The organism is Deltaproteobacteria bacterium (assembly GCA_016219225.1).
In the GTDB taxonomy this organism is placed as follows: domain Bacteria; phylum Desulfobacterota; class RBG-13-43-22; order RBG-13-43-22; family RBG-13-43-22; genus RBG-13-43-22.
In genome coordinates, this window is the sequence record JACRBX010000304.1 from 1 (window position 1) to 23091 (window position 23091).

At 50.1% G+C, this 23091-nt stretch carries 22 protein-coding genes and 2 tRNA genes; 8 read left to right on the top strand and 16 right to left on the bottom strand.

The features are described from left to right. Positions 1-23 precede the first annotated feature (23 nt). The 13 genes from cas1e to HY879_24565 all read right to left on the bottom strand — a co-directional run bounded on the left by cas1e (position 24) and on the right by HY879_24565 (position 14186). Positions 24-947: a type I-E CRISPR-associated endonuclease Cas1 gene (gene cas1e, locus HY879_24505; GenBank protein MBI5606507.1), complete on the bottom strand. Its 924-nt coding sequence runs from the start codon at positions 945-947 to the stop codon at positions 24-26. 125 nt (positions 948-1072) lie between these two features. Further along, a complete protein-coding gene (locus HY879_24510; GenBank protein MBI5606508.1) occupies positions 1073-1636 on the bottom strand; it encodes a hypothetical protein in 564 nt (187 codons plus the stop codon). A gap of 14 nt (positions 1637-1650) precedes the next feature. After that, on the bottom strand, positions 1651-1869 hold the full coding sequence (locus HY879_24515; GenBank protein MBI5606509.1) for a hypothetical protein: 219 nt from the start codon (positions 1867-1869) through the stop codon (positions 1651-1653). Between the two features lie 3 nt (positions 1870-1872). After that, positions 1873-2706: a Bro-N domain-containing protein gene (locus HY879_24520; GenBank protein ID MBI5606510.1), complete on the bottom strand. Its 834-nt coding sequence runs from the start codon at positions 2704-2706 to the stop codon at positions 1873-1875. A gap of 96 nt (positions 2707-2802) precedes the next feature. Next, positions 2803-3477, bottom strand: coding sequence for a type I-E CRISPR-associated protein Cas6/Cse3/CasE (cas6e, locus tag HY879_24525; GenBank protein ID MBI5606511.1), 675 nt, complete (start codon positions 3475-3477; stop codon positions 2803-2805). After that, on the bottom strand, positions 3464-4159 hold the full coding sequence (gene cas5e / locus HY879_24530; GenBank protein MBI5606512.1) for a type I-E CRISPR-associated protein Cas5/CasD: 696 nt from the start codon (positions 4157-4159) through the stop codon (positions 3464-3466). Before cas5e ends, cas6e begins: the two co-directional genes overlap by 14 nt. A 3-nt stretch (positions 4160-4162) precedes the next feature. Continuing rightward, complete coding sequence (gene cas7e, locus HY879_24535) at positions 4163-5326, bottom strand: type I-E CRISPR-associated protein Cas7/Cse4/CasC (protein ID MBI5606513.1); 1164 nt, start codon at positions 5324-5326, stop codon at positions 4163-4165. After that, the gene (gene casB, locus HY879_24540; protein ID MBI5606514.1) at positions 5323-5841 is read right to left on the bottom strand and encodes a type I-E CRISPR-associated protein Cse2/CasB; all 519 of its coding nucleotides are present in this window, start codon (positions 5839-5841) and stop codon (positions 5323-5325) included. Before casB ends, cas7e begins: the two co-directional genes overlap by 4 nt. Beyond that, positions 5838-7358: a type I-E CRISPR-associated protein Cse1/CasA gene (gene casA, locus HY879_24545; GenBank protein ID MBI5606515.1), complete on the bottom strand. Its 1521-nt coding sequence runs from the start codon at positions 7356-7358 to the stop codon at positions 5838-5840. The genes casB and casA overlap by 4 nt, the downstream gene beginning before the upstream one ends. Beyond that, positions 7355-10003 (bottom strand): CRISPR-associated helicase Cas3', encoded by a 2649-nt coding sequence (gene cas3 / locus HY879_24550; protein ID MBI5606516.1) that lies wholly within the window; start codon positions 10001-10003, stop codon positions 7355-7357. Before cas3 ends, casA begins: the two co-directional genes overlap by 4 nt. A gap of 397 nt (positions 10004-10400) precedes the next feature. Next, on the bottom strand, positions 10401-11372 hold the full coding sequence (locus tag HY879_24555; GenBank protein ID MBI5606517.1) for a YafY family transcriptional regulator: 972 nt from the start codon (positions 11370-11372) through the stop codon (positions 10401-10403). Between the two features lie 152 nt (positions 11373-11524). Next, positions 11525-11884, bottom strand: a complete 360-nt coding sequence (locus HY879_24560) for a helix-turn-helix domain-containing protein (GenBank protein ID MBI5606518.1) — start codon at positions 11882-11884, stop codon at positions 11525-11527. A 631-nt stretch (positions 11885-12515) separates the two neighbouring features. Continuing rightward, complete coding sequence (locus tag HY879_24565) at positions 12516-14186, bottom strand: long-chain fatty acid--CoA ligase (protein ID MBI5606519.1); 1671 nt, start codon at positions 14184-14186, stop codon at positions 12516-12518. A gap of 888 nt (positions 14187-15074) precedes the next feature. Here HY879_24565 and HY879_24570 point away from each other — a divergent pair. After that, a tRNA-Ser gene (locus tag HY879_24570) sits at positions 15075-15162 on the top strand. A gap of 80 nt (positions 15163-15242) precedes the next feature. Continuing rightward, positions 15243-15335 (top strand) — tRNA-Ser (locus tag HY879_24575). A gap of 166 nt (positions 15336-15501) precedes the next feature. Here the strand turns inward: HY879_24575 and HY879_24580 are convergent. The 3 genes from HY879_24580 to trxA are packed head-to-tail and all read right to left on the bottom strand — an operon-like array spanning position 15502 to position 17476. After that, positions 15502-16218 (bottom strand): outer membrane protein assembly factor BamD, encoded by a 717-nt coding sequence (locus HY879_24580; GenBank protein MBI5606520.1) that lies wholly within the window; start codon positions 16216-16218, stop codon positions 15502-15504. After that, complete coding sequence (gene trxB, locus HY879_24585) at positions 16215-17138, bottom strand: thioredoxin-disulfide reductase (protein ID MBI5606521.1); 924 nt, start codon at positions 17136-17138, stop codon at positions 16215-16217. Before trxB ends, HY879_24580 begins: the two co-directional genes overlap by 4 nt. 8 nt (positions 17139-17146) lie before the next feature. Then, positions 17147-17476 (bottom strand): thioredoxin, encoded by a 330-nt coding sequence (gene trxA / locus HY879_24590; GenBank protein MBI5606522.1) that lies wholly within the window; start codon positions 17474-17476, stop codon positions 17147-17149. 179 nt (positions 17477-17655) lie between these two features. On the opposite strand from trxA, the gene alaC reads away from it, so the two are divergent. From alaC to rpmA, 6 genes are all read left to right on the top strand, one after another. After that, positions 17656-18831 carry an alanine transaminase gene (gene alaC, locus HY879_24595; protein ID MBI5606523.1) on the top strand — a complete coding sequence of 392 codons (1176 nt, stop codon included), beginning with the start codon at positions 17656-17658 and terminating at the stop codon, positions 18829-18831. 18 nt (positions 18832-18849) lie between these two features. Then, on the top strand, positions 18850-20154 hold the full coding sequence (locus tag HY879_24600) for a homoserine dehydrogenase (GenBank protein MBI5606524.1): 1305 nt from the start codon (positions 18850-18852) through the stop codon (positions 20152-20154). A 295-nt stretch (positions 20155-20449) separates the two neighbouring features. Next, positions 20450-21733 carry a cofactor-independent phosphoglycerate mutase gene (locus HY879_24605; GenBank protein MBI5606525.1) on the top strand — a complete coding sequence of 428 codons (1284 nt, stop codon included), beginning with the start codon at positions 20450-20452 and terminating at the stop codon, positions 21731-21733. Between the two features lie 214 nt (positions 21734-21947). After that, entirely contained in the window at positions 21948-22349 is a 402-nt protein-coding gene (locus tag HY879_24610) for an acyl-CoA thioesterase (GenBank protein MBI5606526.1), read from the top strand. A gap of 75 nt (positions 22350-22424) precedes the next feature. Beyond that, the gene (gene rplU / locus HY879_24615) at positions 22425-22739 is read left to right on the top strand and encodes a 50S ribosomal protein L21 (protein MBI5606527.1); all 315 of its coding nucleotides are present in this window, start codon (positions 22425-22427) and stop codon (positions 22737-22739) included. A gap of 10 nt (positions 22740-22749) precedes the next feature. After that, positions 22750-22998, top strand: a complete 249-nt coding sequence (rpmA, locus tag HY879_24620) for a 50S ribosomal protein L27 (protein ID MBI5606528.1) — start codon at positions 22750-22752, stop codon at positions 22996-22998. Positions 22999-23091: the final 93 nt, after the last annotated feature.

The following is a 23091-nucleotide window of genomic DNA, read 5'->3' on the forward strand; positions in this document are numbered from 1 at the left end:
CACGCAGCCTCGGAGGTACATTTTCAACTACGATGGCCAGCATCGCCCATGCTCTCCTTATTTGGGATGGCCGGGGCTACCGATTCATCCGGCCTTTTCGGGAAAGGAAGACCTCCGGCAGATAAAACCTCTTCAATAACCGGTATAATGCGGTGAAGCAGTTTGGTCTGTCGAAAGGATTCACGGCAGGCCAGCCGGACTTCCCTTTCCGCCTCAATAGCTTTTCTTTTGGCTACCCGGAAGGCCACCGGGACCACCGTCTCAAATTTAAAGAGGTCGGCTATATCATAAACAAAGGAAAGGGGCTTACCGGTATGAATAAAGCCGACGGCCGGGGCGTATCCGGCCGCCAAAATAGCTGCTTCCGTGATCCCATAAAGGCAGGCTGTCGCCGAACTCAGGCAACGGTTGGGCAGATCTCCGCTTTCCCATTCGGAATAATCGTAATTGCGCCTTTTCCACTGGACTCCATACTGTTGGGCGAAAAGTTCATACATCTTTCTTACCCGGACCGCCTCAATGCCCCGTAATTGCTCTATACTCCTTCGTTCCGGAGGCTTTTCTTTAAACCTCAATTCATACATTTTACGGACCACCTTCAGGCGGGCGTCATCATCCAGGGCCAGCTTGGCCTGGAATAGAAGCCGGTCGGCACGGGCGCCGCCAGGCTGACCCGAGGCATAGAGGCGTACCCCGCCTTCACCAACCCAAACCAGTAGGCAGCCCACCCGGGAAGCAAGAGTAACCGCTGCGTGGGAGGTCCTTGTTCCCGGTTCCAGCATCAGACAGGCCACCCCGCCGACGGGAATATGGGTGCGAACCCCCTTTTTATCCACCACCACGAAGGCCCCATCCAGAACGTCCAGGTTGCCCTTCTCCAAAAATACTATGGAAATTCGGTCTTTTATTGGAATGGGTTTGAGGGCTGGAAGGATAGGCTCTGACATTACGTTACCTCGTTATTGTCATGTTTATTGTCACGTTTATCATTTGTTATCACGTTTCCGCCATGTGGACCCTTGACCTAACTCAAACCTTTTGATTCCCATGATTAGCTTCCATTTTCATTCGGTTATGTCTTGGAAATAATTTCTTTAATACGCTGCCAAAGATCATGAACGCCGAGTTCACCAGACCATTTTCCAATATAATCCAGATCAAGATTCCCTGCCCGGGTCTGTGCCACCTTCAAGGCATCCTGCCATTGCCTTTCGGAGGAGCCGAGTTTGGACCATTCCAGCTTGGACAGGATTACATCTTCGGGAGTGGCCATCCCTGCGATTATTCCCAGGATTTCGATTTGAAAGCGACGGCTGAATTCAGTCCGGCTGAATGGCCGGTTCTTCCGGATAATGAGGTCGGCTTTATAGCCGGAGGCTTTATCGATTATATTAAAGGCCCTTTGATACAGCACCGCCTGATCGATTTCTTCTTCACTGACGTAATATCCTTCCCCTAAAGATCGGGCGAATCGATGAAGATCTTCCAGATCAGCCTCTACGACAGTATCAATGTCCATTGTGGTCCTGGGATATCCGTGATAACTGGCCGCAACTGAGCCGACCAGCATAAACGGGATCCCGGATTCAGAAAGCTTTTTCAGCAGTCTTTTCAAAAAATCAGTTTGAGTTTCCATGGTTGGAATCTTCCTTACTCACGTTTGATTTCTATTTGGTGTATTTCCCTAAAAAATAAGGTCCAAAGTTCTTCTTCCGGAAGCTGCGGATGTCTGCTTTTAAAACCAGCCAAGGTAATATCCCGTATCTCATCGCTCAAGTTCATGGTAGCCAAAAGGCGATCCTCCCCACTCATGCGGCTGAAAATAGCTTGCCGGATTGCTTCGGCTTTAGAAGTGGTGTCGGTATTCATATTTTAGGTTTCTTTCCCTTTCAACTGTTTCTGCTTTTTTTCTGATATAGTCAAATAATTTTCCGATGAAACTACCTTTTTGCGGGTCTTCCGTTCCAGGTCCTTTCTGGCTTTGCCGGCCACCTCCCCACCCTTCCGGGCGGCTTGCTTGTTTCCCTGAAACCCTTTGGCATCATCCACCTTGGTTATCTCGGTCGTAGCCGCCTCTCCGAGCATGGAGAATATCATCTCAAGGTCGGTCATGTGGTCCCGAAGATTTTCCCGTTTCAGCCCCTTTATTTTTTTGTGTTCTCCCGGGGTTACGCCAAAAGCGGCCTTGGCGATCTCAGAAGTCAGAATGGCATATTCTTTCTCCTGCCCAACATCCCTCTTTTTCCACTCATCCGTAAGTTCCTCCCGGATGGCAATGCCCCGCATCCGCTTTTCAATCCAGTCATCTGAGTACCCTTTGGCTTTATACAAGGCCCGAGTCCTCTTCGTTCCCAACTCCGGATCTTCGATCTCCTGCACCCGCTCATAGCCCACCTTGGCCAGCCAGCGTTTAAAAGGCTCGGCCTTGGGGGAAGGGATGGACTGAATGATGCGGAAAATGCCCTCAGTATTAGCGCAGTTTATTTTTTGAATTCCGCCTTCCGTCTGGATGGAAAGGGGGGTGGCAATTTGCCCCCACCCTTTGGAAAGCTCGTTATCCCGACGTCTCATATCTTTAATGTATCCGCTTGGGTCAATTGAATCAGTTAGCGCAACCACCACATCGGCGATAACAAACCACCACTCATTTTTATAAATCGTCTTTCTGATTTCCTTGCCTCTGAAAACGGCTATGTTTTTTTCCATTGCCAGATCTCCTTATCAGTCCATCCGCTTTATATCCGTCTCACGAGCATAAGCCCGAAGCCGAAGGCGCCTTTGCGGGACCAAGGCCAATAATATTCAGAATATCGGCACTACTGATAAAAGCCCAAGACCCATAACTTTTCCATGGCCGATCCCGGTTTGCAGAGCAACCCTGAATTTATCTGGATCTGTAACCGAGAGAACTCCGTCATATAACACTGAAAATATCCGGACTGGATTACCGGAATGCTGGTTTCCTCGGAGCATTTGTTCCTGCGAAATTTGAACCTCGTATTGCCCTCGTGTCGATTTTGATAGATTAAAGATTCCAATTAGAGGAAGCGAAAACCCGTGTTGTTCCCCTTGCCGCCCAACCCATGTCTCTTGCTCCTCCAGCCGCAGCAACCCCAAGCGTTTGCCTTTGCGGGTCACACACGGGTTGGCACGCAGCCTGAAACGAAAACGCCGCCCAATCTTGAGTGAATCGAGCTTTAGCCGGTCTTTCAAATCCAGGGCAGGATCGCTTTTCACCATCCATCCCTTTACGCCGATGCTTGTCCAGTCTGGGATCTTCCTGCTCTGGATAAGAATTCGCGGGCATCCCATGAGATCGATCTCAGGCTCAAGCCTCCACAAGAATTCGCCTTCAGGACATTTTTTGTCCGGCCTGCTGAAAGCCCGACAGAGGGTGGAATGTAGTTGGTAAGGATCGGCGAGGTCACGTCTCGCCTCCCGGCAACGTGGATCAAGATGGATCCTATGAAGGAACATGGGTCACCTCCTTTGGGAAAGGAATCCACTCCGAACGTACAAACCGCGCACCGAATCGCCTTTCAGCAAACGACGACAGCGGCTGGTCCATCTTGAGTACCCCTGATCCGTCCTCGGACTCGAAGGAAGCCAAAAGCCTTTCGGGTAGTTCTTCCCATTTTCGTGGAGAGGCAATCCACGGCCATCGTGCCAGGACATCCCGAAGGGGTGCATCCTGCACACCATTCTCTATCCAGATCGGTTCGGAGGGCAGATATGATTTACGTCCCAAGGCCAGAGCCCAGGTCGGGTCTCTCAGTTTTGAGTGTGCCTTTTCCAGAAGTACACGGTCATCTCCTTCAAGCCCTACCAGGAAGGCTGCATCGGCAAGGTAGTGACGCTGGGAAACAACGCCATCCTTGGAAGGGCTTCCATCCGCCTTGATGATTGTGTCGGTTGCAGCGCATCCCGCCGTTTGATAATCCCGCTTGGGCACCCCTGACCGGTCATGACGTACCCCCATCGATAGACGTGTTAGTGGTTCCAAATCCAACCAGTTCTTACGGTCTATACCCAGGGCGGCAGCCAAGAGCCCGATAACGCCTGACTTGCTCGGTTCCTTTCCTGTATCGCGTTGGTCAAAACGGCTGGTGGTTCCCCACGATTGCAAAGGCCCCACCAAGCGAAGCAATAAGGTGGGCATAGGTCACTCCTTTACGACCAAAATGGCCTTTTCTAACAGGGTATCCAATGTTTTCTCAACAGTTCCCAAACCTTCCAATTCGGCATTGGCGAGATTCAAAACAAATGTCTTATTCTCACCACCAAAGGCAGACTGGAGGGCAATTGCCTTCTTCGCGAGTTCTTCAGCTGACTTCCTGGTCAATGACTCATCCTTTCTCACACGAACAGGGATTTCAAAGGCGTTGGCCAGGTTCCGGGGTGACGTGTTATGGCGCACAGAAACGACGATAAACTCAGGCGGATTATGGGCAGCAAAGGTATTCTGCTTGCCCGTCGGTTCGGCTACCACGAAGCCTTCTAAGAAGGCATGCAGCCCCTTGATGGCCAGTTCCGTGTCTTGTTGGAGATTCGCCACGAGTTTCTCCCAATCAACAACAGCGTAGCGATAGAAACAGGCGGAATTAAACTCCACGGTTCCCATCATGTCGGCCCCGGCAGTATCCTCAGGTTTGAGGTCATCCACGGCGGTGTAAAAGTCGAATTCTCGCTCGACAGCATGGGTTGAAATAGCGTGGGCCACCTGACAGGCAGCGTTCTGGTTCTTCTCAGGCATATCGGCCAGCATGCGCCCAAAGAGCGCCACATCCAGTGCCTTGCCGCCATTAAAAATCTTTTCGAGGGCCTTTTTTAGTTCGGGATCGGCACTCTGTGCGGCCTGTTTCTTGGCCTTGCCTGGTTTCTTACCCTCGGCTGGTGTGGCTGTCTCGGATGCGGCGATGGAATCCCATTTCTCATGGATCACATCGGCAATGTTGGAAATTTCGCGTTGCCCGAGAAAAAGGAGATATTCGCTCTTCCCATCATCTTTTACTGAAAGCTCGATGGCTGCCAGTGCCAAGAGAGCCTTTTCGGTGGCTTCAGTCTTGTCCCTTCCTTTTTCGATCAAAGCACTGGAGATGGCATCCAAAACACGTTTGGTGCGGACAGCGATATCCTCCTTTGTCAGAGCCTGTTGTTCCACCAGTCCCAGGAAATGTTGGCGAATCGAACGCTTGAGGCACTGGCTGGACACACGCGCGCGACGAGCACCTCCGAAGAGGGCGTCCTTAGGGGCTCCGGTATCGTCCCGGTTCAGGTTCGACGGGGCAAAGTTCTGCAACGCATGGATTTCGATCAGGGTTTTCATTTGTTTTCCTCCTCCTTGATAGTGGATTCTGTTTCGTCTTCATGCTTAATATTTTGGTAGAAGTCGCGAGCCCAAGTGTTTTGGGTACGCTTCTGATCATCATTCCAATACAGAAGTCCTTTTAGCATGTTGTTAAAATCGATGTTGTATTCCTTGAGAAGAGAAACCATCTGGCGCAAGCGGTATAGTAGTTGATCTGAATCGGCATCCAGCAGGTTGATAAATCGGCGTTCAATACTTGCTGATCCGCTGGCTGACTGGTAGGTTGCACAAGCCTTTCCGATGGATATAGGCGCTCCAATCCTGCCTTCCCGCCAGTGCAGCGCCCAAAGGCCTGCCACAAGATAGAGCACTTCTCGACGCCAAGAATTGTCCTCATCCTTTATGAATGGTTCGACGTATGGGTAAGCGGGCACATAAACTCCGGGCTCGAAAGCAAGGCTTCGACGCAGCACCGCTCGCACCTTGGTATCTTTTTCATTTAGTGTTACCAGTCGTTCGATGAATCCGTTCATACTTCCTCCTTCTGCGGTTCGAGCTTCTTGATCTCGTCATTCAATTCCTTGAGTTTTTGTAACACTGGTCTTTCGGCTTTCACAAGGGCACGGATAGCCCAGGCATTTCCAGTGGAGATTGAAGCACTGTGCTTCTTCCAAGCTGCCAGTAAGGTATCCCGGACAAATTTTAGCCACTCGTAGCGGATGTCATCAGGATCTCTTTCGAGGGTGTATTCCTGCAGGATCTCGTGAAAGCAGGATTCCAGGATAGACCAATACCACGAGATAGCCGCCATTTGCTCCAGGAATGCGCTGATGTCTTTGCGGACCGGCTCTCGCTCCCCTCGACTCAAAACGTTTCTCGCGAAGTTGCGACAAGCCACCCAGAGGCTTTTTTGTGCCTCCTCTGAATCTTTGAGAAGTTGGCTGATTTCAGCCCGAATGTAACGATTTCCCACCATCGCATCAGGTAGGGCAAAACGCTCCATACGCCAATACTCAATCTTTGCTTTGTTGTTCGCCTGACCGAGGACTATTGCGGATCGAGGGAAACGGTCCCGGTTGGACCGCGTCAACGCCGTAGCATGTTCGATCACCTGGGGGGCCAGATGTGATCCATCAGGGAGCAGAGAATCAAAGTCGCGCCAAAGGCCCCTTTCGCGGAACTGGATGGGTAACTTTCCTCTTTTGTCATCTATCCGATAAGCGAGCATAGGGTCCGCTTGATCCACGGAGGAGTCATCGACTCCAGAGGCGAAAGCCAGCTTTTCGATTCGGCCAGGGTTATTTGCCTCCAGTCGGATGGAACGAATCCTCCATGTGTATCGATCAGCAAGGCCGCTTTCACTACGGCCATATCCCACTTTCAGACTTTTCACCGATTCAGGATTTCGTTCCCATAAGGGCTTGTCAACATCAGTGATTTCTTGGTTCTGCGGAACGAGAGAAAACAAAAGGGTTTCTTGAAGGTTGCGCCCAAGAGGTAATACCATCGCTGCTGTTGCGGATGGAGCTGTGTTGGTATGTGATAGCTCGCTTTTGCCACAGCTAACAGAAAAGGTCTGAGCGGCCAGGATCCAACGGGTTGCCTTGGCCTCTGAGATTGTGCCGGGTGATTCGACATCCACATGATCGAAGAGAACCTTAGCATTGTCCGCATTGTGCTCTGCCGCGAGAGCCGTCCAAGCCCTCCATGCCTTCGGCTCGAATGTCGGAATTTGTCCAAACGGATATTCGTCATCAAACAGCCAGAACCGCTCCCGCCACCTCTCAAGGTAGGACGTAACCCTTCCTTCTGACAGCCCTTCTTTAAAGAGAGCCTTGGCCTGGTCGATATCCGTTGGTCCCTCCAGGGCTCGGTAGAGGACCGCCAGCAGAAAACGATGCAAGGCCGCCACCACCAGCGGGGACGGATCTTCTATAGCGGCAATATTCCCGGATTGAAGTAGTGTATCGCGGATGCCCAGTTCGTCACGGGTTCCATCGGGGAATCGCACCGGGATCCATTTTTCGTCAATCAGGTTAAATCGACTCATTCGGCCTCCTTTGCCTCGTACACCAGTCCTAGGTCGTTATCCAGCCTCACAGTCCCATCCTCTAACCAGCATCCCTCCGCGTTCAGCACCAGTGGGAAACAGTTACGCAAGAGCGGCGATTTCTTCCAGCCTTCAGGCACCCCCACCACGTGTAATTTTTTGACCGCACTCTTGCGTGAAAGGCTCATAGCCCGCAGGAACCATAGTTTGCTTTGGTGGAAATCCAGAGTAGTCTCCGGACGGAAAGCGTCCTCCGCAAATAACGGAATGACCGTGACGGATGGTTCGCCAAGCCTAGTCTGGGCCATGAGGGTTCGATGCACGCCGGGTGCATCTTCGTCATAAAGAACGAATCTCTCCGGCTGGTTCCACGATGCGTCGTCAGGAAGGCCAATGATCGCGTTATGCGCCAGAAATCCAAGGGCGAAGGCTTTTCCAGACTCGGCCTCCAGGGCTTTCTCCAGCCGCTCCTGCAGGGATTCAGGCAAATCTACTTGTTCTTCATAAACCGCCTGCACCAGGGTATCGATCTCGTCCGGCAACGTCAACGCCTGGCTATCACGAAGCAGGCTCCATGTGCGTAAGAGCAGGTCTTCACGATAGACTGCACCCCACCACAAAGGCTCTCCGAAGGAGGGCGGCTCATCACCTGTCAACCCAGCAATTATAAGGAGAGGTTCGGGAACATCCCTGAAGCCTCGCGTATGACGCCACAAACGTCCCGCTCGCTGGAGCACGAGGTCAATGGGCGCTATGTCGGTTACCATCAGGTCGAAGTCCAGGTCAAGGCTCTGCTCCGCCACCTGAGTGGCAATAAGTATCTTCCGGCCTTCCCGGGTTCCACTTTTCCCAAAGGTTTCCAAAACCTGATCCTCGCGTTTCTGTCTGCGGTCGGCCGGAAAGCGCGCATGGAAGAGAAATACTTCGGTCTTATCGGGCAGACGTTTTCCAACGCGCTGGCCGTCGCGCCTGAGCGGCTCCCCCTCCGGAAATAGCCGGTAAAGTTCCTGGGCTCTCTGAACCGTATTGACCAGAGCCAACCCCATGCCGCCATTCAGCAAATGCTCCTCCAGAACAGCGCGCATGCTGGGCAGGTCCGAAGGAATTCCCAGTAGACGCAGAGTCCGGCGGCGCGAAGGATCGGCCTCGAAATGTTTTTGTTCGACCACTCCAGAGTGGAAAACGGATAGGCGGGGGTATTCTTTCTCTAATTCTGGTAAATTGGCATCAACAACATTAGCCAGTTTTCGCCGAATTGATGGTGGTAATGTTGCTGAGAGAAGCACCACCGATGAGCCCAGTGCCAGGAGCCAACGCAGCAGGTGAACCAGGAGTGTACCCGTGTAAGCATCGTAAGCGTGGATCTCGTCGAAAACAACTACTCGATTCGCAAGGCCCCATAGACGCACAAAATTATGCCGCACGGGCAGAATAGGCAGTAGAGCTTGGTCCACCGTTCCCACTCCGTATTCCGAGAGGAGCGCCCTCTTCTTGTGTGTAAACCACTCTCCGGCCCGGATCTCTCCGCCCGTTGCGGGATCGTGGATGCCCGAAAGACGCAAATTCTGATATGTGTCGTTGAGGAGAGTCGCTCCATGCAACAGTTGCAGATCGAGCTTCCGGTCCGTTCCTTGGTCGCTCAAAAACTTGAGAGTTCGATTGAACATAGCATTCCCGGTGGCTTTTGTTGGTAAAGCCACATACAGGCCACGGTGCCCAAAAAGCCGCTGCATCTCCAGATGGGAAAAGAAAGCCGCCTCAGTTTTGCCCTCGCCCATTGGAGCTTCAATCAACAAAATAGCGGGCTTCTTCACCGCACCTAATGCGTTAGCGACAGCCTTTTGCAAAGGACGGGGAGCGAAACCAAATATTTGCTTGAAGGACTTAGGCTCATTGGAAAGTGGGGTTCGTGGTTCCCATCCGATCGAATCCAAAGCTTTGTCGGCATGGGTCCTTCGTTTCTTGAACCAGTTATTCAGATCGTCGCAGTTTTCAGGAGTTCCGAAGGGAAACCATTCTTCGTTGGAGCCGATCCAATCGGCAAAGCTCGTGAGTCCCGATATCAACATGAAATCGGGGCCGGAAAGAGTCTCCTTTGTGGGAACTCCGTTGGGCTGAAAGACCTGAAAGAGATTCTTGAAGAGGCCATTGCGTGCATCTGTCCAGTCAGAGTTGCCCAAGGCTCTTCGGTTTCCTTCCAAATTATAAAGAGTTGTCGGATTGGCGCGCTCCCCGTGGTGACAGCCGACAGCGTCGGGAACCAACTCCGCCAATTCAAAAGGCCAGTGCTTCTCCCGAAGCAGTTCCGTCAAAACTATCTGGCTTACGAAAGCGTGGTTGATCTTCATATCAGGGCTTCGAGGCAATTCCAGCCCTGTGGCGGGAGCATCAGGCCATTTGCACTGGAATCCTGGACAGGCTTTTCCCAAATCATGACAAGCTGCAACGAGCAATAGCCACATTCGGGCATCCTCCCAATCCATCCCTAATGTCGTTGCCATCCTTTTGCGAGTCGATTCCGGTTCACGTGCCAAGATGGAGTCCGTACTGGCAGCCACATCCAGCATATGGAGAACGAGTGGATGCCACCCTCCGCTACCATCTCTGTCGGTTTTTGCCCAAAGACTTGTTAACACTTTATGAATATCCACGACAACTTGCCTTATACTTTTTAATGATCCCCATATTCGTAGCTCAATACAAAAATGGTCCGATTTATTTGACAAGGCACCTTTTTGAAGACTATTCAACCACCTTATCTCCCCCAAATGATGTCCGACCTGAAAAAAAAGTCCAAAGTTTTAAGTCCAAGGTCCTTAGTCGGGCACAAAAGTCCAAAGTCCAAGGGCAAAGTCCCAGCCAGGGTCATTTAAATTTGCTGCCTTTATAAATGATTTTTGCCAACTCCCGTGCCTTCTGCCAAGCCTCGATATCTTCAAACCTTTTTATGGTTGCCATCCCCCTTTCCCTTCCCCAACCGATTGGCTTTTTCTTTGGACATAAGACTTTAGACTTTGGACCTTAGACATCAGATTCTGGACTTTATAAATAAACCTGGGCCATTTTCCCGATCTCCCTTTTTACTTCCTCCCTCAATTCCAAAGGGAACAAGACCTCAACCCCGGCCCCGTATTTCAGAATTTCTCGTCGGACCTCCTTGAAATTGGCTACCGGGAATTGCAAACAAAGGCTTCCATCCGATGTATAATAAACCTTTTGGTCATTATGCCAAATCTGTTCGGAGACCCAATTGGCAACCTGGGGGCTGAAACGAAGACATACCTCCATCGATTCCTTGCCGCTCATGACCCCGAAATTCCTGTCCAAATATTCCTTTATAGGTGGAAGATATTCTGGAAGCGGGAGTTCCGGGACAACTTTTTCAATGGTTCGAACCCGGGACAGGGCGAAGTCTCGAAGCGCTTTCTTAAGTCGGCAGAAGGCGATAAGGTGCCAATTTCCTAAATAACAGAAAAGATGCAGAGGACGGATGACCCTTTCGGTCGACTCGTTCTTATGGGGAGAGAAATAATTTATTTTGAGGGTTTCCTCCTGGAAAAGGGCATAAAGGACGGGATGGAAGATGTTTTCATCTACCTTGGAATAAACGACATTTTTTATGGACACCTTTTTCCGGACTTCATCCAGACCTGGGGGTGGATTGACGAAACGGAAAGCAAGGAATTTTTCAAAGGCCTTATCCAGGGAGTCTTTGAGACGGCGATCGGGCATTACAGCGGTAAATCTCAAGGCCAGGCAAAGAGCAAAAAGTTCTTCTTCCTTAAGCCATACAGGAGGAAGCTCAAAGTGCGGGTCTTCGTAGATATAACCTTTTTCCTGGGAATGATAGACAAGAGGTGCCCCCAATCGGTCTCGAATGAATTCGATGTCTCTCTGGGCCTGCTTTTCGGAGACTTCAAAACTCTCAGCCAATTTCCGGGCGTTGGGATATCGGCACCCCTTAATTTGACCATGAAACCAGTAGTATCTTTCATAAGCGAGTTTCTTGCCCATTATGTCTCCTTATCAGTCCAAAGTCCAAGGTCTCAAGTCTAAAGTCTATGGTCCAAAATCCCAGGTCCAGACTCATTTAAATTTGCTGCCTTTAAATTCTGAATGATGGAGGTATTTCATTAGCCCTGAAAGCATCTGGTTGATTTCAATTGTTAAAGTCGACTTTTTTTCTTAACCCCATAATCGGCCTTTTTTTCGGCAACTGAAAATTGTTCCGGACCTTCCTTGTACTGAATCTCCACCCTGATTTTGGCTCCCAATATTTCCGTCACCCGGCGCAGCATGCTTAAAGAATGTCCTTCATAGGAAGGTGACTCCAGTCGGCTGATTTGTTGTTGCGAAGTGCCTACTTTTTCAGCCAGTTCTTTTTGGGACAGGCCGGATTTTTTTCTCAGGGAGGCCAATTGCAAGGCTACATCCCAGGCCTGGCCAGCCTTTTTGAAGCGGTCAGCAAAATCCTCATCCTTTAATTGTTCTTCAAGGTATCGATCAAAATCGGTTTTTCTTTTCATGGCGATTTTCTCTTTTCCCAGTCTTCTTTCCGTGACTTGGCAATTATTAAATCTGCCTCCGAAATTTTTGTGGCCTTATTCCGTATCCCAACGGTAATATAAAATTCTATGCTAAATTTCATAATTATTCAACATCAATATTGATGTAATAAATTATTTATTCCTCCGCCCCAAAAAATAAAAACCCCCACTCCTTTTTGGGAATCGGGGGTTTCGGCCATCCTTTAACCATGCCATATCTCCTTTTGTAGGCAGGCAGCGGTTTATAAGTATTCTATTTTTCTGACACTCTATTTACCAGATTGTGTTTGAAAAATCAACCTGCAATAGTACGAAAATAGATTTTTGGCACGGATTTCACGGATTACACGGTTAAAGCCATGGGGTATCCCACGATCCGTTAAGTCTGGGATGAGGGATGAAATAGCTGATCCGGGTATAATCCCTGTGTCAGGCTTTGTGCCCGACCCGTGCCTAACTAATCCTTTATTTTGCTATAGGCTCCGGGGGACGTACAGGTTTAATAGGTGTAGCTATGGCGGGAAAAGCAATCTGTGATCAGGTGAGGGCTAACCCCGCTCCTTTTCAAGAGCGGGGTTTTTCTTTTTGAAATCCTATGGCAGGATGGGAATCAGGATTTTTTTCTTTTGGCCTCTTCCTCGTCCCGCAAGATTTTTCGCAGGACCTTGCCGACGGCTGATTTGGGCAGGGAATCTCTGAATTCAACCTTCTTGGGTACTTTATAAGCGGCCAGCTTTTCCCGGCAAAAGGTAATGATTTCCTCCTCGCTGGCGGTCTCTCCGGTCTTTAAGACGATGCAGGCCTTAACGGTTTCCCCGCGGTACTGGTCGGGAATTCCTACGGAAACGGCGTCCTGGACCTTGGGATGCTGGAAGAGCACTTCATCGATCTCCCGGGGATAGATATTAAAACCGCCGGCGATGATCATGTCTTTTTTACGGTCGACAATAAAGAGATAGCCGTCTTCGTCCCTGACGGCGATATCGCCGGTATAGAGCCAGCCGTCCTTCAATTGACCGGCTGTTTCCTCCGGTTCTTCCCAATAGCCCTTCATGATCAGAGGACTCTTGATAATAATCTCCCCGGGCTGCCCTTGAGGGACTTCTTCTTTCCCTTCCGCCAGATCCACCAACCGCAGATCCGTATCCGGAAAGGGGATACCGATACTGCCGGTCTTTTTCAGACCCAGGATAGGGCTGGAGGTACCCAGGGAAGTGGTTTCGCTCATGCCCCAGCCTTCCCCGAAATAAATCCCCATATCTTTAACCTGCTCGATGAGTTCCACCGGCATGGGCGCACCGCCGGAATTAAGTAAACCGAGCTTTTTGTCCAACTGGAGTTCCGAGGCCCTGGGATGATTGATCAGGGCGGTGATCAGGGTCGGCACTGTGGGAAAGAAGGTAATTTTTTCGAATTTGGCCAACAGGTCCACCAGTTCATCGATTTGAAAACGGGGGACCAGAATCTGGGTAGCGCAATTCAGGAGGGCGTTATTCATGACCACGATATTGCCGTAGACATGAAAATAGGGGAGTATGGCCAGAAATATCCTCTTTTCCGGGGGAGTGAGGCTCATGGTCGGAGTCCCCCAGAGAGAACACTGCAGGGTGGCCGCTATGACGTTGGCATGGGTCAGGATCGCCCCCTTGGGCAGGCCGGTGGTCCCGCCGGTAAACTGGATCAGGGCCGGGTCTTCCGGATTCACCTGCACTTTCGGGCGCTTGGTGCTGGAACAGTTTTCAATCAAAAGCGAAAAATGGTGCCAGCCTTCCTCCAGATCCAGATCTTTCGGGGTGCTTTGACCAAACCCATTGATAAAATCGGTTACCCTGGTCACAATAACCCGGGGGATGGAGACGGTCTGGCAAAGGGCCTTGATATGGGGAAGGACCATGTCAAAAGTAACCAGGGTGGTGATCCCGGTTTTGGCCGCCAGGGCCTTTAATTCATCCGGGGTATACATAGGGTTCAGATTGACGACAATCGCCCCCAGAGACAAGGCGGCATAATAGGCTATGGGATATTGGGGGCAGTTCGGCAAATGTAATCCTACCCGGTCGCCTTTGGAGATCCCCAAGGCCCCCAGGGCATTGGCCATGCGCAGGACATAGTTCCGCAGCTCATAGAAGGTCATTTCGGTGCCGTAAAAATTGAAAGCGGCTTTGTCCGGAAAGGCATTGGCCGGCAGTTGCAGTAAATCATGGACCGGCAAACGGGGGTAACGGATCGTAGTGGGTACATTGTAATCATAATGTTGGTGCCAGGGGTGTTCCTTTTGCATCTCGTCCTCCTATGGGGTGAAGTAGTGGTCTCTTATGAAAAGAGAGAATTTCTATTGGGACATGGGGGCCTGTTCATGATACCCATTATATTTTCAGAAAAACCGAAAAAACTATTAACCGAGTAGATCTAATGAATCTTTTTTAGACACGGGTAAAGATTTAGAAAGAAATAATATAGGTGGGAAAAGAAAGTCAATATTTTTTTGAATTAGGACGTAGATTTTCGCGGATACCCGCAGATACTTTTTTTAGGCAGGAATTAGAGGAGTAGCCTGGATTCCCGCCTGCGCAGAGATTTTAAAGGGACTTTTTATTTTACAAAAACAATGCGAGTTAATCAATGGTCTCGAATACTTCTAATACTACAGCGACACTTTTCCCGTCATCCCCGAATGTCTTTATCGGTAATCCAGGTTTTTCCAGAAAATGAGAAAACCAAAGTCCCTGGATTCCGCTCCCCGATTTAGACATTCGGGGACAGGCTTTAAAGCCTGCCGGAATGACGGTTAAGGGGCGCATTAGCAAAATGTAGGGTGGGTGGAGTGATAACGGAACCCACCAATTAATGTGGTCCTTACGTCTCCTTCGTTTTTATATAATGGTGGGTTCCGCTCCGCTGCACCCACCCTACCGGAATTTTGCCACAGGATCGACAAAACTTTGTCGATGTTGATTGACTAAGCGCCTAAAATAAGAACTTGAAAGGCCATCTTGATGTTGACAGATAAGCAGGGAAATGGTAAAAAAGTTTTTAATATAGAAATTTGCATTTTGGACGCCAATGAACTCGAATCGGCTGAGGGCCGATCGTGCAGATTGCCAGGATTTAATTTGAGTTTATTTCTTGAATCTGCGGGTATCGGCGAAAATCTGCGTCCTGATTTAAGGGAGGGATGGCCGAGTGGTTTAAGGCGGCGGTCTTGAAAACCGTTTTCCCTCCGGGGAACGGGGGTTCGAATCCCTCTCCCTCCGCCACTCAAAGCTGTCAGCCATTAGGGGTCAGCTTTCGGCTTTTTCCCCTGTTTGCAACTATCTGAATCTGATTACCGTTTAACGGAGAGATGACCGAGTAGGCTTAAGGTGCTCGCCTGCTAAGCGAGTGTAGGGGGAAACCTCTACCGAGGGTTCGAATCCCTCTCTCTCCGCCACTTCTATTTCGGATTTCGGATTTCGGAATTTTATAGAAATCCAGCGAACCTTATTGTAGATAATAGGCATGAGGCAAACAAAGCATGGGGGAAACGGCTAACCTGTCGCCCCTGGCCCCTTGGCCTATAGCCTTCTTTAAGCATCCTGTATCCAAGATGCTGTTCTTTATGGCGTTTTAGCTTTTTGCGGCGGATTTTGGTCCATTTTGGCCTGGCAGATACGGATGTACTCATCCATCTTGGGAGGGTGGGGGGTGTCCGGGAATTTACGGAGGATGCCTTCAAATCTACCCAGAGCCGCTTCGTATTTTTTCCCTTTAAAATAAAATTCTCCGATATAATATTCGTGAGCGACTAAATTTTTCCTGGCGCTGATCAGATTGGTTTGGGCTTGAGAGACATATTCGCTCTTGGGGAAGCCCTTAATCAGGCGTTCGAATTCCTGGACGGCCTGGGAGGCATAACTCTGATCCCGGTCGATGGTCGGCATCTGTTTAAAATAACACAGGGCCTGTTGAAAGATGACATAAGGAATGATTTCATTGGCCGGATGCAGTTTTTCGAATTCTTTGTAGGCCGCAACAGCCAGGTCATAATCTTTATTTAAAAAATAACTATCGGCTAATTTGATCTCGGCCACGATGGCATATTGATTGTAAGGGAAGCGATCCTTGATTTTTTGGAAGGCTTCTATGGCCTTGTCGTATCGATTGCGCTGATAGGCATCCATGCCCTCCATAATCAGGGAATCCGCGGTCCGTTCCAACTCTTTGGAAGCTTCGCTTTTAAAAAGCCCGCAGCCATTTAAGAGGAAAAGGCCCCCCCCAACTAAGAAAAAAATCAGGTAATACCACGAAAATAATGCCGGGGAAGTCTTTTTCATAGGGTCTCCAGGTACCTCTCGACGGCCATAACCGCAGTGGCACCATCTCCAACAGCCGTGGAGATTTGTCTTAATAGTTTTCGACGGACATCTCCAGCGGCAAATATCCCCCGGATGGAAGTGGCCAGTCGTTCATTGGTTTTGATAAATCCTTGAGGGTCCAAGGCTAAAGTCTCTTTCAACCAACCCGTGTTGGGCTGGATACCGACAAAAATGAATAACCCCTTGACCGCGATGGTCCGGGCCGGTGAACCGTCTACCATTTTGATCCGGACCTCTTCCACCTGGCCGGTTCCCTGGATGGATTCCACCTCGGCATTCCAAACAGGCTGGATAATCGGTTCATTCAGGGCTTTTTCCTGTAGGATCCGGCAGGCCCGAAGTTGATCCCTGCGATGGATCAGGTATAACTTTTTGGCAAAACGGGTTAAAAAAAGGGCCTCCTGAACGGCAGTGTCTCCGCCACCGACCACGGCGATCTCTTCATCCCTGTAAAAAGGGCCGTCACAGGTGGCGCAGTAAGAGACCCCTTTGCCGCCAAAGAGGTTTTCTCCTGGAACGCCCAATTTTTTATAAGCCGCCCCACTGGCGATGATCAAGGCCCTGGCCTTATAGGTCCCCTGAGTGCCCTGGATTATTTTTTCAGGACCCTGGAGCGACAGGGAGATGATTTCATCATTGATAACCGGCAGTTCGAATCGTTCGGCTTGTTTGCGCATCCTTTCGACCAGGTCAAAACCGGATATCCCTTCAGGAAACCCCGGATAATTATCTACCCAGTCGGTAGATAAAACCTGGCCCCCCGGTATCAGCCTTTCAATGAGAATGGTCTTCAGCCGTGAACGCCGGGCATACAGACCGGCGGTTAACCCGGCAGGACCTCCCCCCACTATGATCAGATCGTAGATGGAATTTTCCACGGCCGGGCTTACAGGGTCTTTTTAATAGCGGTTTCTAAGGTGGTTTTGGAAACCGCTCCGGTTATCTGTTCGGCCACGGCCCCGTTTTTAAATAAGATCAGGGTGGGGATGGCGCGTATCCCATATTGTCCCGGTATTTTGGGGTTTTCATCGACATTTAATTTGCCTACTTTAAGTTGTCCTTGAAACTGAGAGGCCAGCTCCTCCACTGCCGGGGCAATCGCCCGGCAGGGGCCGCACCAGGCAGCCCAGAAGTCAACCAATGCCGGAGTGGAAGCTTCCAATATTTCTTTTTGAAAATTCTCGTCGGTTACTTCGGTGATATTTTTTTCAGCCATGGGTGCTCCCTTCTGTATTCTGTGGGTAAACAGGTTGGATTGTAAAAGTATGAAGAATTCTAATTCCCTTTCGCTCTTTTGTCAATACTTACCCAAATTTCTTAAGGAAAAATTTTGACTTTAGCTGCAATTTTAGTTAAAAGTTTTATTTCATCCCTATTCGGGAAAAGGAGATCATTATGGAAGAATTCAGACGTATGAACCGCCTGCCCCCCTATGTTTTTGCTACCGTCAATGCTTTAAAGATGGAGCTCAGGCGGCAGGGTGAAGATATTATCGACCTTGGAATGGGGAATCCTGACCTGGCCACCCCGAAACATATCGTGGATAAGCTCAGAGAAGCGGCCCTTAAATCGCATAACCATCGTTATTCGGCTTCCAGGGGGATCACCCGGTTGAGAACGGCCATCTGCGATTGGTATAAAAGGCGTTACCAGGTGGAACTGGACCCGGAGTCCGAAGCTATTGTCACCATCGGGGCCAAGGAAGGGATATCCCATCTGGTTTTGGCCACGACCAGCCCGGGGGATGTGGTTTTTGCCCCTGATCCCACCTACCCGATCCACCCCTTTTCGGTTATTATTGCCGGAGGGGATTTAAGGAGCATCCCTTTAAGCCATGATCGGGATTTTTTTGAGGATCTTTTGGCGGCCACCAGGCAGACCTGGCCGAGCCCCAAAATGTTGATCATTTCCTTTCCCCACAATCCGACCACCATGGTGGTGGACCTTAATTTTTTTAAGAAGATTGTGGACTTTGCAAAAGAACACCACATGATGGTCATTCATGACTTTGCCTATGCCGATCTGGTATTTGACGGCTACAAGGCCCCCAGTTTTATGCAGGTTCCCGGAGCCAAGGATGTCGGGGTGGAGCTTTTTTCTTTATCAAAAAGTTACAGCATGGCCGGCTGGCGGATGGGGTTTGCTGTAGGAAACCCCGATTTGATCCATGCCCTGACCCGGATAAAAAGCTATCTGGACTACGGGGTTTTTCAGCCAATCCAGATTGCCTCCATCATTGCCTTAAACGGGCCCCAGGAGTGCGTCCAGGAGATCGTGGGCACCTACAAGGAAAGAAGAGATACCCTGATTCGAGGGTTGAACCGGATCGGCTGGAAAATGGAAAAACCCAAAGGGACCATGTTCGTCTGGTCCAAGATCCCGGAGCCCTTCAGAAAAATGGGTTCGGTGGAATTTTCTAAATATCTTATCCGAGAGGGAAAGGTAGCGGTATCTCCGGGACGGGGTTTCGGAGAATACGGGGATGAATATGTCCGATTCGCCCTGGTCGAAAACTCCCATCGGATTAAACAGGCTATTCGCGGCATCAAAAAGGCTTTGAATAAAGGGTAAGGGACCTTCGGGGGACTCATGAAAACAATTCAAATCGGTTTAATCGGTTTTGGGACGGTAGGGACCGGGGTGGTCAAAATACTGCTTGAAAAAGAGGCCTTTCTTTCCTCCCTGGTCGGCAGGCCTTTGAAATTAAAAAGGATCGCCGATCTGGATATAAACCGGGACCGGGGGGTCCTGGTGCCTGAAGGCATTCTGGTGGATCAGGCCGATCAAATCCTCAATGACCCGGACATCTCGATCGTAATTGAACTGATCGGAGGTCTGGAACCGGCCAGGAGTTTAATTTTAAAGGCCCTGGAAAAAGGAAAACACGTCGTAACGGCCAACAAGGCCCTTCTGGCCCACAAAGGGGAGGAAATCTTCCAAAAGGCCGGAGAGTGTAAATTGGATATCGGTTTTGAGGCCAGTGTCTGCGGCGGCATCCCGGTTATTCTGGCCCTGCAGCAAGGGTTGGTGGCCAATGAAATCGAAAGCATCCTGGGGATCTTTAACGGGACCTCTAATTTTATCCTGACCCGGATGACCGAAGATGGACTGCTTTATCCGGAGGCCTTGAAAGAGGCCCAGCAAAGGGGGTTTGCCGAGGCCGACCCGACCCTGGATGTGGAAGGCATGGACACGGTTCATAAACTTTCTATTTTGATGCATTTGGCCTATGGGGCTCCATTGAATCCTGAGGCTATTTTTGTAGAGGGCATAACGCGAATCGGCCCTTTGGATATCGACTTTGCCCGGGAATTCGGTTATGGCATCAAGCTCCTGGCCATCTGCCGCAAGGATGGAGGCTTTTTGGAGGCCAGGGTCCATCCGACCATGATCCCCAAAGGACACATGCTGGCTAATGTCAAGGGGGCCTATAATGCCCTTTATATCTGCGGCGATTCGGTGGGAGATATTTTGCTTTACGGCCAGGGGGCCGGTATGATGCCGACCGGCAGTGCCGTGGTCAGTGATCTGGTCAATATAGGCCGAAATATTAACAAGGGGATCACCCAAAGGATCCCGCCGGGCTTTTCGGCCCCGGGTTATAAAGAAAAAGGGTTGACCTTAAAGCCCTTTACCGAGGTGAACACCCGTTATTATTTCCGGTTTTCCGCCCTGGATCGACCCGGAGTCCTTTCCAAAATAGCCGGTATTCTGGGGGCCCATAAGATCAGTATTGCTTCGGTAATCCAGAAGGGAAGAAAACTTGAAGGACCGGTCCCGATCGTCATGCTGACCCATGAGGCTAAAGAGTCCGGGGTCCAGAAGGCCATCCGGGAAATTGATCGTATGGAGGATATTACCGATCAAACCGTGATCGTCCGGGTGGAAAATTAAATTTTATGTAACACTCTTAGTTGTTTTAAAAGAGGGGTTTTCTTCACCGCAAAGGCGCGAAGAACGCAGAGAGAATTATCTTTGTTCAATCCCGTGAGAGGCGGGATTGAACAAAACAACCCTGGATTCCGGCCGGAAGGGCCTACACCTCGGAGGGAAGCGAAAGCTTTTCCCTTTCTGTCCTCTCAACAGAAAGGGAAAATTATCCTCTCTTCTTTGCGCCCTTTGTGGCTCTGCGGTGAAAATTGTTTTTCAAAAAGCTAAACTGATACGACTTTAAGTTGAAAGCGTTTAAATGAGTTTTACAAACAGAAAATATTGCATTTTGGTCGGGGATGGCATGGGGGATTACCCCCAGGAGGCCCTGGACGGAAAAACTCCCCTGGAAGCGGCTCAGACCCCTCATATGGATAGAGTGGCCTCCCAGGGGATTATGGGTTGGGCCCAGACTGTTCCCCCTGATTGTGAACCGGGAAGTGATATCGCCAACCTCTCACTTTTGGGTTATGATCCATCGGTATACCATACCGGCCGTGCCCCGTTGGAGGCGATCAGTCTGGGGATCCGGTTAGGGGAGGAGGACGTGGCCTTCCGGTGTAATCTGGTGCATCTGGATCAGCGGGCCGATGATGGGGTGGTGATGGACTCCTATAGTGCCGGCCATATTACCACCGAGGAAGCCGGTCTTTTAATTAAAGACCTAAACGCCTTCCTGGCTCATCCCACCAGGGCCTTTTATCCCGGGGTCAGTTATCGCCATATCCTGGTTTGGAACGGGGCCGATCCATTGGCTAAAACGCTGCCCCCTCATGACCTGACCGGCCAGGATGTGACCAACTATTTGAATTCCAAAGGGGATTTGGGGCCGATTGTGGAACTGATCCGTCGTTCCTGGCCTTTTCTGGAGCAACACTCCATTAACAGGTCCAGAAAGGAGCGGGATTTGTTGACGGCCAACTCTATTTGGTTATGGGGCCAGGGAAGAACCCCGGCCATGCCTTCTTTCCCGGAAAGATTCGGTCTCCGTGGGGGAGTGATCTCGGCCGTTGATCTGCTGAAAGGGATTGGATTGTCGGCCGGTCTGGATGCCCTGTTTGTGGAAGGGATCACCGGCTATTTAGATACCAATTATCTGGGGAAGGCGGAGAAGGCCCTGACTTTCCTGGACGATAAAGACCTGGTCTATGTCCATGTGGAAGCACCGGATGAGGCTTCTCATGAGGGAAGTCTGGAGAAAAAGATCCAGGCCATCGAGGCCTTCGATCGGGAGGTGGTGGGACCGGTCCTCAAAGGGCTTGACCGATTCGAAGCCTATTCCCTGCTGATCATTACCGACCATTTTACCCCCCTTCAGGTGATGACCCACACCCGTGAACCGGTTCCTTTAGCGGTCCTGCACTCCGAAGACCGCTCCGGCCTTTTCCGGAAAAGGGGTTTTTCTGAAAGATCGGCTTTTGAGGGAGAGGTTTCCTTCCCAAAGGGAGATCAACTCATGTCCTGGTTTTTGGGGGACCGGCAGGGATCAGGGATCGGGGGTCAGGGATCGGGGGTCGGCGAAAGACATTTTCATTCTTCGTAGTGCCCGACCCGGGCATGAGCGCTTAGTAAGAAAATAAAGATGCAAGATGCAGGTTTCAAGTTTCAAGTGAGAAAAACCTTGGACCCCTTATTCGTTGCGCCCCATTGGATGCATGTGGGATTTAGTTCGAAAATAGAGTTCGAGTTCAATTCATCAACTGCGCTATTTTTATGATTCGTGGTGTCACGCCACTATCGTGGCATGAGGGTTTATTATGAAATATTTCCAAACGACTTACCGGGTCATCTACGGCGATGTGGACTCCATGCAGGTGGCCTATTATGCCAATTATCTGCGCTGGTTCGAGATCGGCCGAACGGAGTTGATCCGGCATCTGGGACTTTCCTATGCCGAGATAGAGTCCAGGGGATATCGGTTGCCGGTGACCGAGGCCTACTGTAAATATGCCAAGTCGGCCCGTTATGATGAAATATTATTGATCAACACCGGGGTCGGTTTTATCCGAAAGGCTTCTATGCGCTTTGATTACCGGATAGTAAACCAGGAAAACGATTTGCTGGTTCAGGGATATACGGTCCATGCCTGTTTGGACCGGGACGGAAAACTGGTTCGACTCCCGGAAGCGCTATTTCCCCTTCTGGAAAATTGGAAATAAAAATATTTTATGGTTGACAAAAATTTTTTTGTCAGTTAAATTGAATATTTTAAAATTTCTGGTGAGGAAATAGCCATGTATGCCATTATTCAAACCGGGGGAAAACAATATCAAGTAGCCCCTGGAGACGTGATCCGAATCGAATCCCTGGGGGGAGAAAAAGGGGATGCGGTATCGATACCCAAGGTTTTATTCGTTGCCCGGGAGCAGGATATTTTAGTGGGTAAACCCTATTTGGAAGGGGTTTCCGTGGTGGGGGAAATTCTTCACCAGGGACGTGATCGAAAGATATTAATTTTTAAGCATAAAAGAAGAAAAGGGTATCGGAAATTGGTCGGACACCGGCAACCCTATACCCAGTTCAAAATAAAAGAAATTCAAGGGATTTAAAGGGGTTTTTATGGCACATAAAAAAGCCGGCGGCAGTTCCAGAAACGGCCGGGACAGCGCGGGACATCGTTTTGGGATAAAGCGTTATGCCGGCCAGAGGGTCAAGGCCGGGAATATCCTGGTCCGACAGGTAGGCACCAAATTTCACCCCGGAGAAAATGTGGGTTTGGGGAAAGATTTCACCCTCTTTGCCAAAATAGAGGGTGTGGTGACCTTCGAGCGGTGGGGAAAAGATCGAAAAAGGATAAGCATTTATTAAAGTTCCCCCTTTCCTGGACCAGGAAGAAATTAGCTCCATTCTGATTCTAATCTTTCCAATCTACCCAGGTACCCGACCATAAAGGGTAGGGAA

Excerpts from the sequence above, each read along its gene's own strand:
- casB (MBI5606514.1), bottom strand. The coding sequence starts at position 5,841 with ATGAACGGATTCATCGAACGACTGGTAACACTAAATGAAAAAGATACC.
- cas5e (MBI5606512.1), bottom strand. The coding sequence starts at position 4,159 with ATGCCCACCTTATTGCTTCGCTTGGTGGGGCCTTTGCAATCGTGGGGA.
- HY879_24560 (MBI5606518.1), bottom strand. The coding sequence starts at position 11,884 with ATGAAAAGAAAAACCGATTTTGATCGATACCTTGAAGAACAATTAAAG.
- HY879_24605 (MBI5606525.1), top strand. The coding sequence starts at position 20,450 with ATGAGTTTTACAAACAGAAAATATTGCATTTTGGTCGGGGATGGCATG.
- cas1e (MBI5606507.1), bottom strand. The coding sequence starts at position 947 with ATGTCAGAGCCTATCCTTCCAGCCCTCAAACCCATTCCAATAAAAGAC.
- trxA (MBI5606522.1), bottom strand. The coding sequence starts at position 17,476 with ATGGCTGAAAAAAATATCACCGAAGTAACCGACGAGAATTTTCAAAAA.
- HY879_24555 (MBI5606517.1), bottom strand. The coding sequence starts at position 11,372 with ATGGGCAAGAAACTCGCTTATGAAAGATACTACTGGTTTCATGGTCAA.
- HY879_24600 (MBI5606524.1), top strand. The coding sequence starts at position 18,850 with ATGAAAACAATTCAAATCGGTTTAATCGGTTTTGGGACGGTAGGGACC.
- casA (MBI5606515.1), bottom strand. The coding sequence starts at position 7,358 with ATGAGTCGATTTAACCTGATTGACGAAAAATGGATCCCGGTGCGATTC.
- HY879_24610 (MBI5606526.1), top strand. The coding sequence starts at position 21,948 with ATGAAATATTTCCAAACGACTTACCGGGTCATCTACGGCGATGTGGAC.
- HY879_24510 (MBI5606508.1), bottom strand. The coding sequence starts at position 1,636 with ATGGAAACTCAAACTGATTTTTTGAAAAGACTGCTGAAAAAGCTTTCT.
- cas7e (MBI5606513.1), bottom strand. The coding sequence starts at position 5,326 with ATGAAAACCCTGATCGAAATCCATGCGTTGCAGAACTTTGCCCCGTCG.
- HY879_24515 (MBI5606509.1), bottom strand. The coding sequence starts at position 1,869 with ATGAATACCGACACCACTTCTAAAGCCGAAGCAATCCGGCAAGCTATT.
- alaC (MBI5606523.1), top strand. The coding sequence starts at position 17,656 with ATGGAAGAATTCAGACGTATGAACCGCCTGCCCCCCTATGTTTTTGCT.
- HY879_24565 (MBI5606519.1), bottom strand. The coding sequence starts at position 14,186 with ATGCAAAAGGAACACCCCTGGCACCAACATTATGATTACAATGTACCC.
- HY879_24520 (MBI5606510.1), bottom strand. The coding sequence starts at position 2,706 with ATGGAAAAAAACATAGCCGTTTTCAGAGGCAAGGAAATCAGAAAGACG.
- cas6e (MBI5606511.1), bottom strand. The coding sequence starts at position 3,477 with ATGTTCCTTCATAGGATCCATCTTGATCCACGTTGCCGGGAGGCGAGA.
- rpmA (MBI5606528.1), top strand. The coding sequence starts at position 22,750 with ATGGCACATAAAAAAGCCGGCGGCAGTTCCAGAAACGGCCGGGACAGC.
- rplU (MBI5606527.1), top strand. The coding sequence starts at position 22,425 with ATGTATGCCATTATTCAAACCGGGGGAAAACAATATCAAGTAGCCCCT.
- HY879_24580 (MBI5606520.1), bottom strand. The coding sequence starts at position 16,218 with ATGAAAAAGACTTCCCCGGCATTATTTTCGTGGTATTACCTGATTTTT.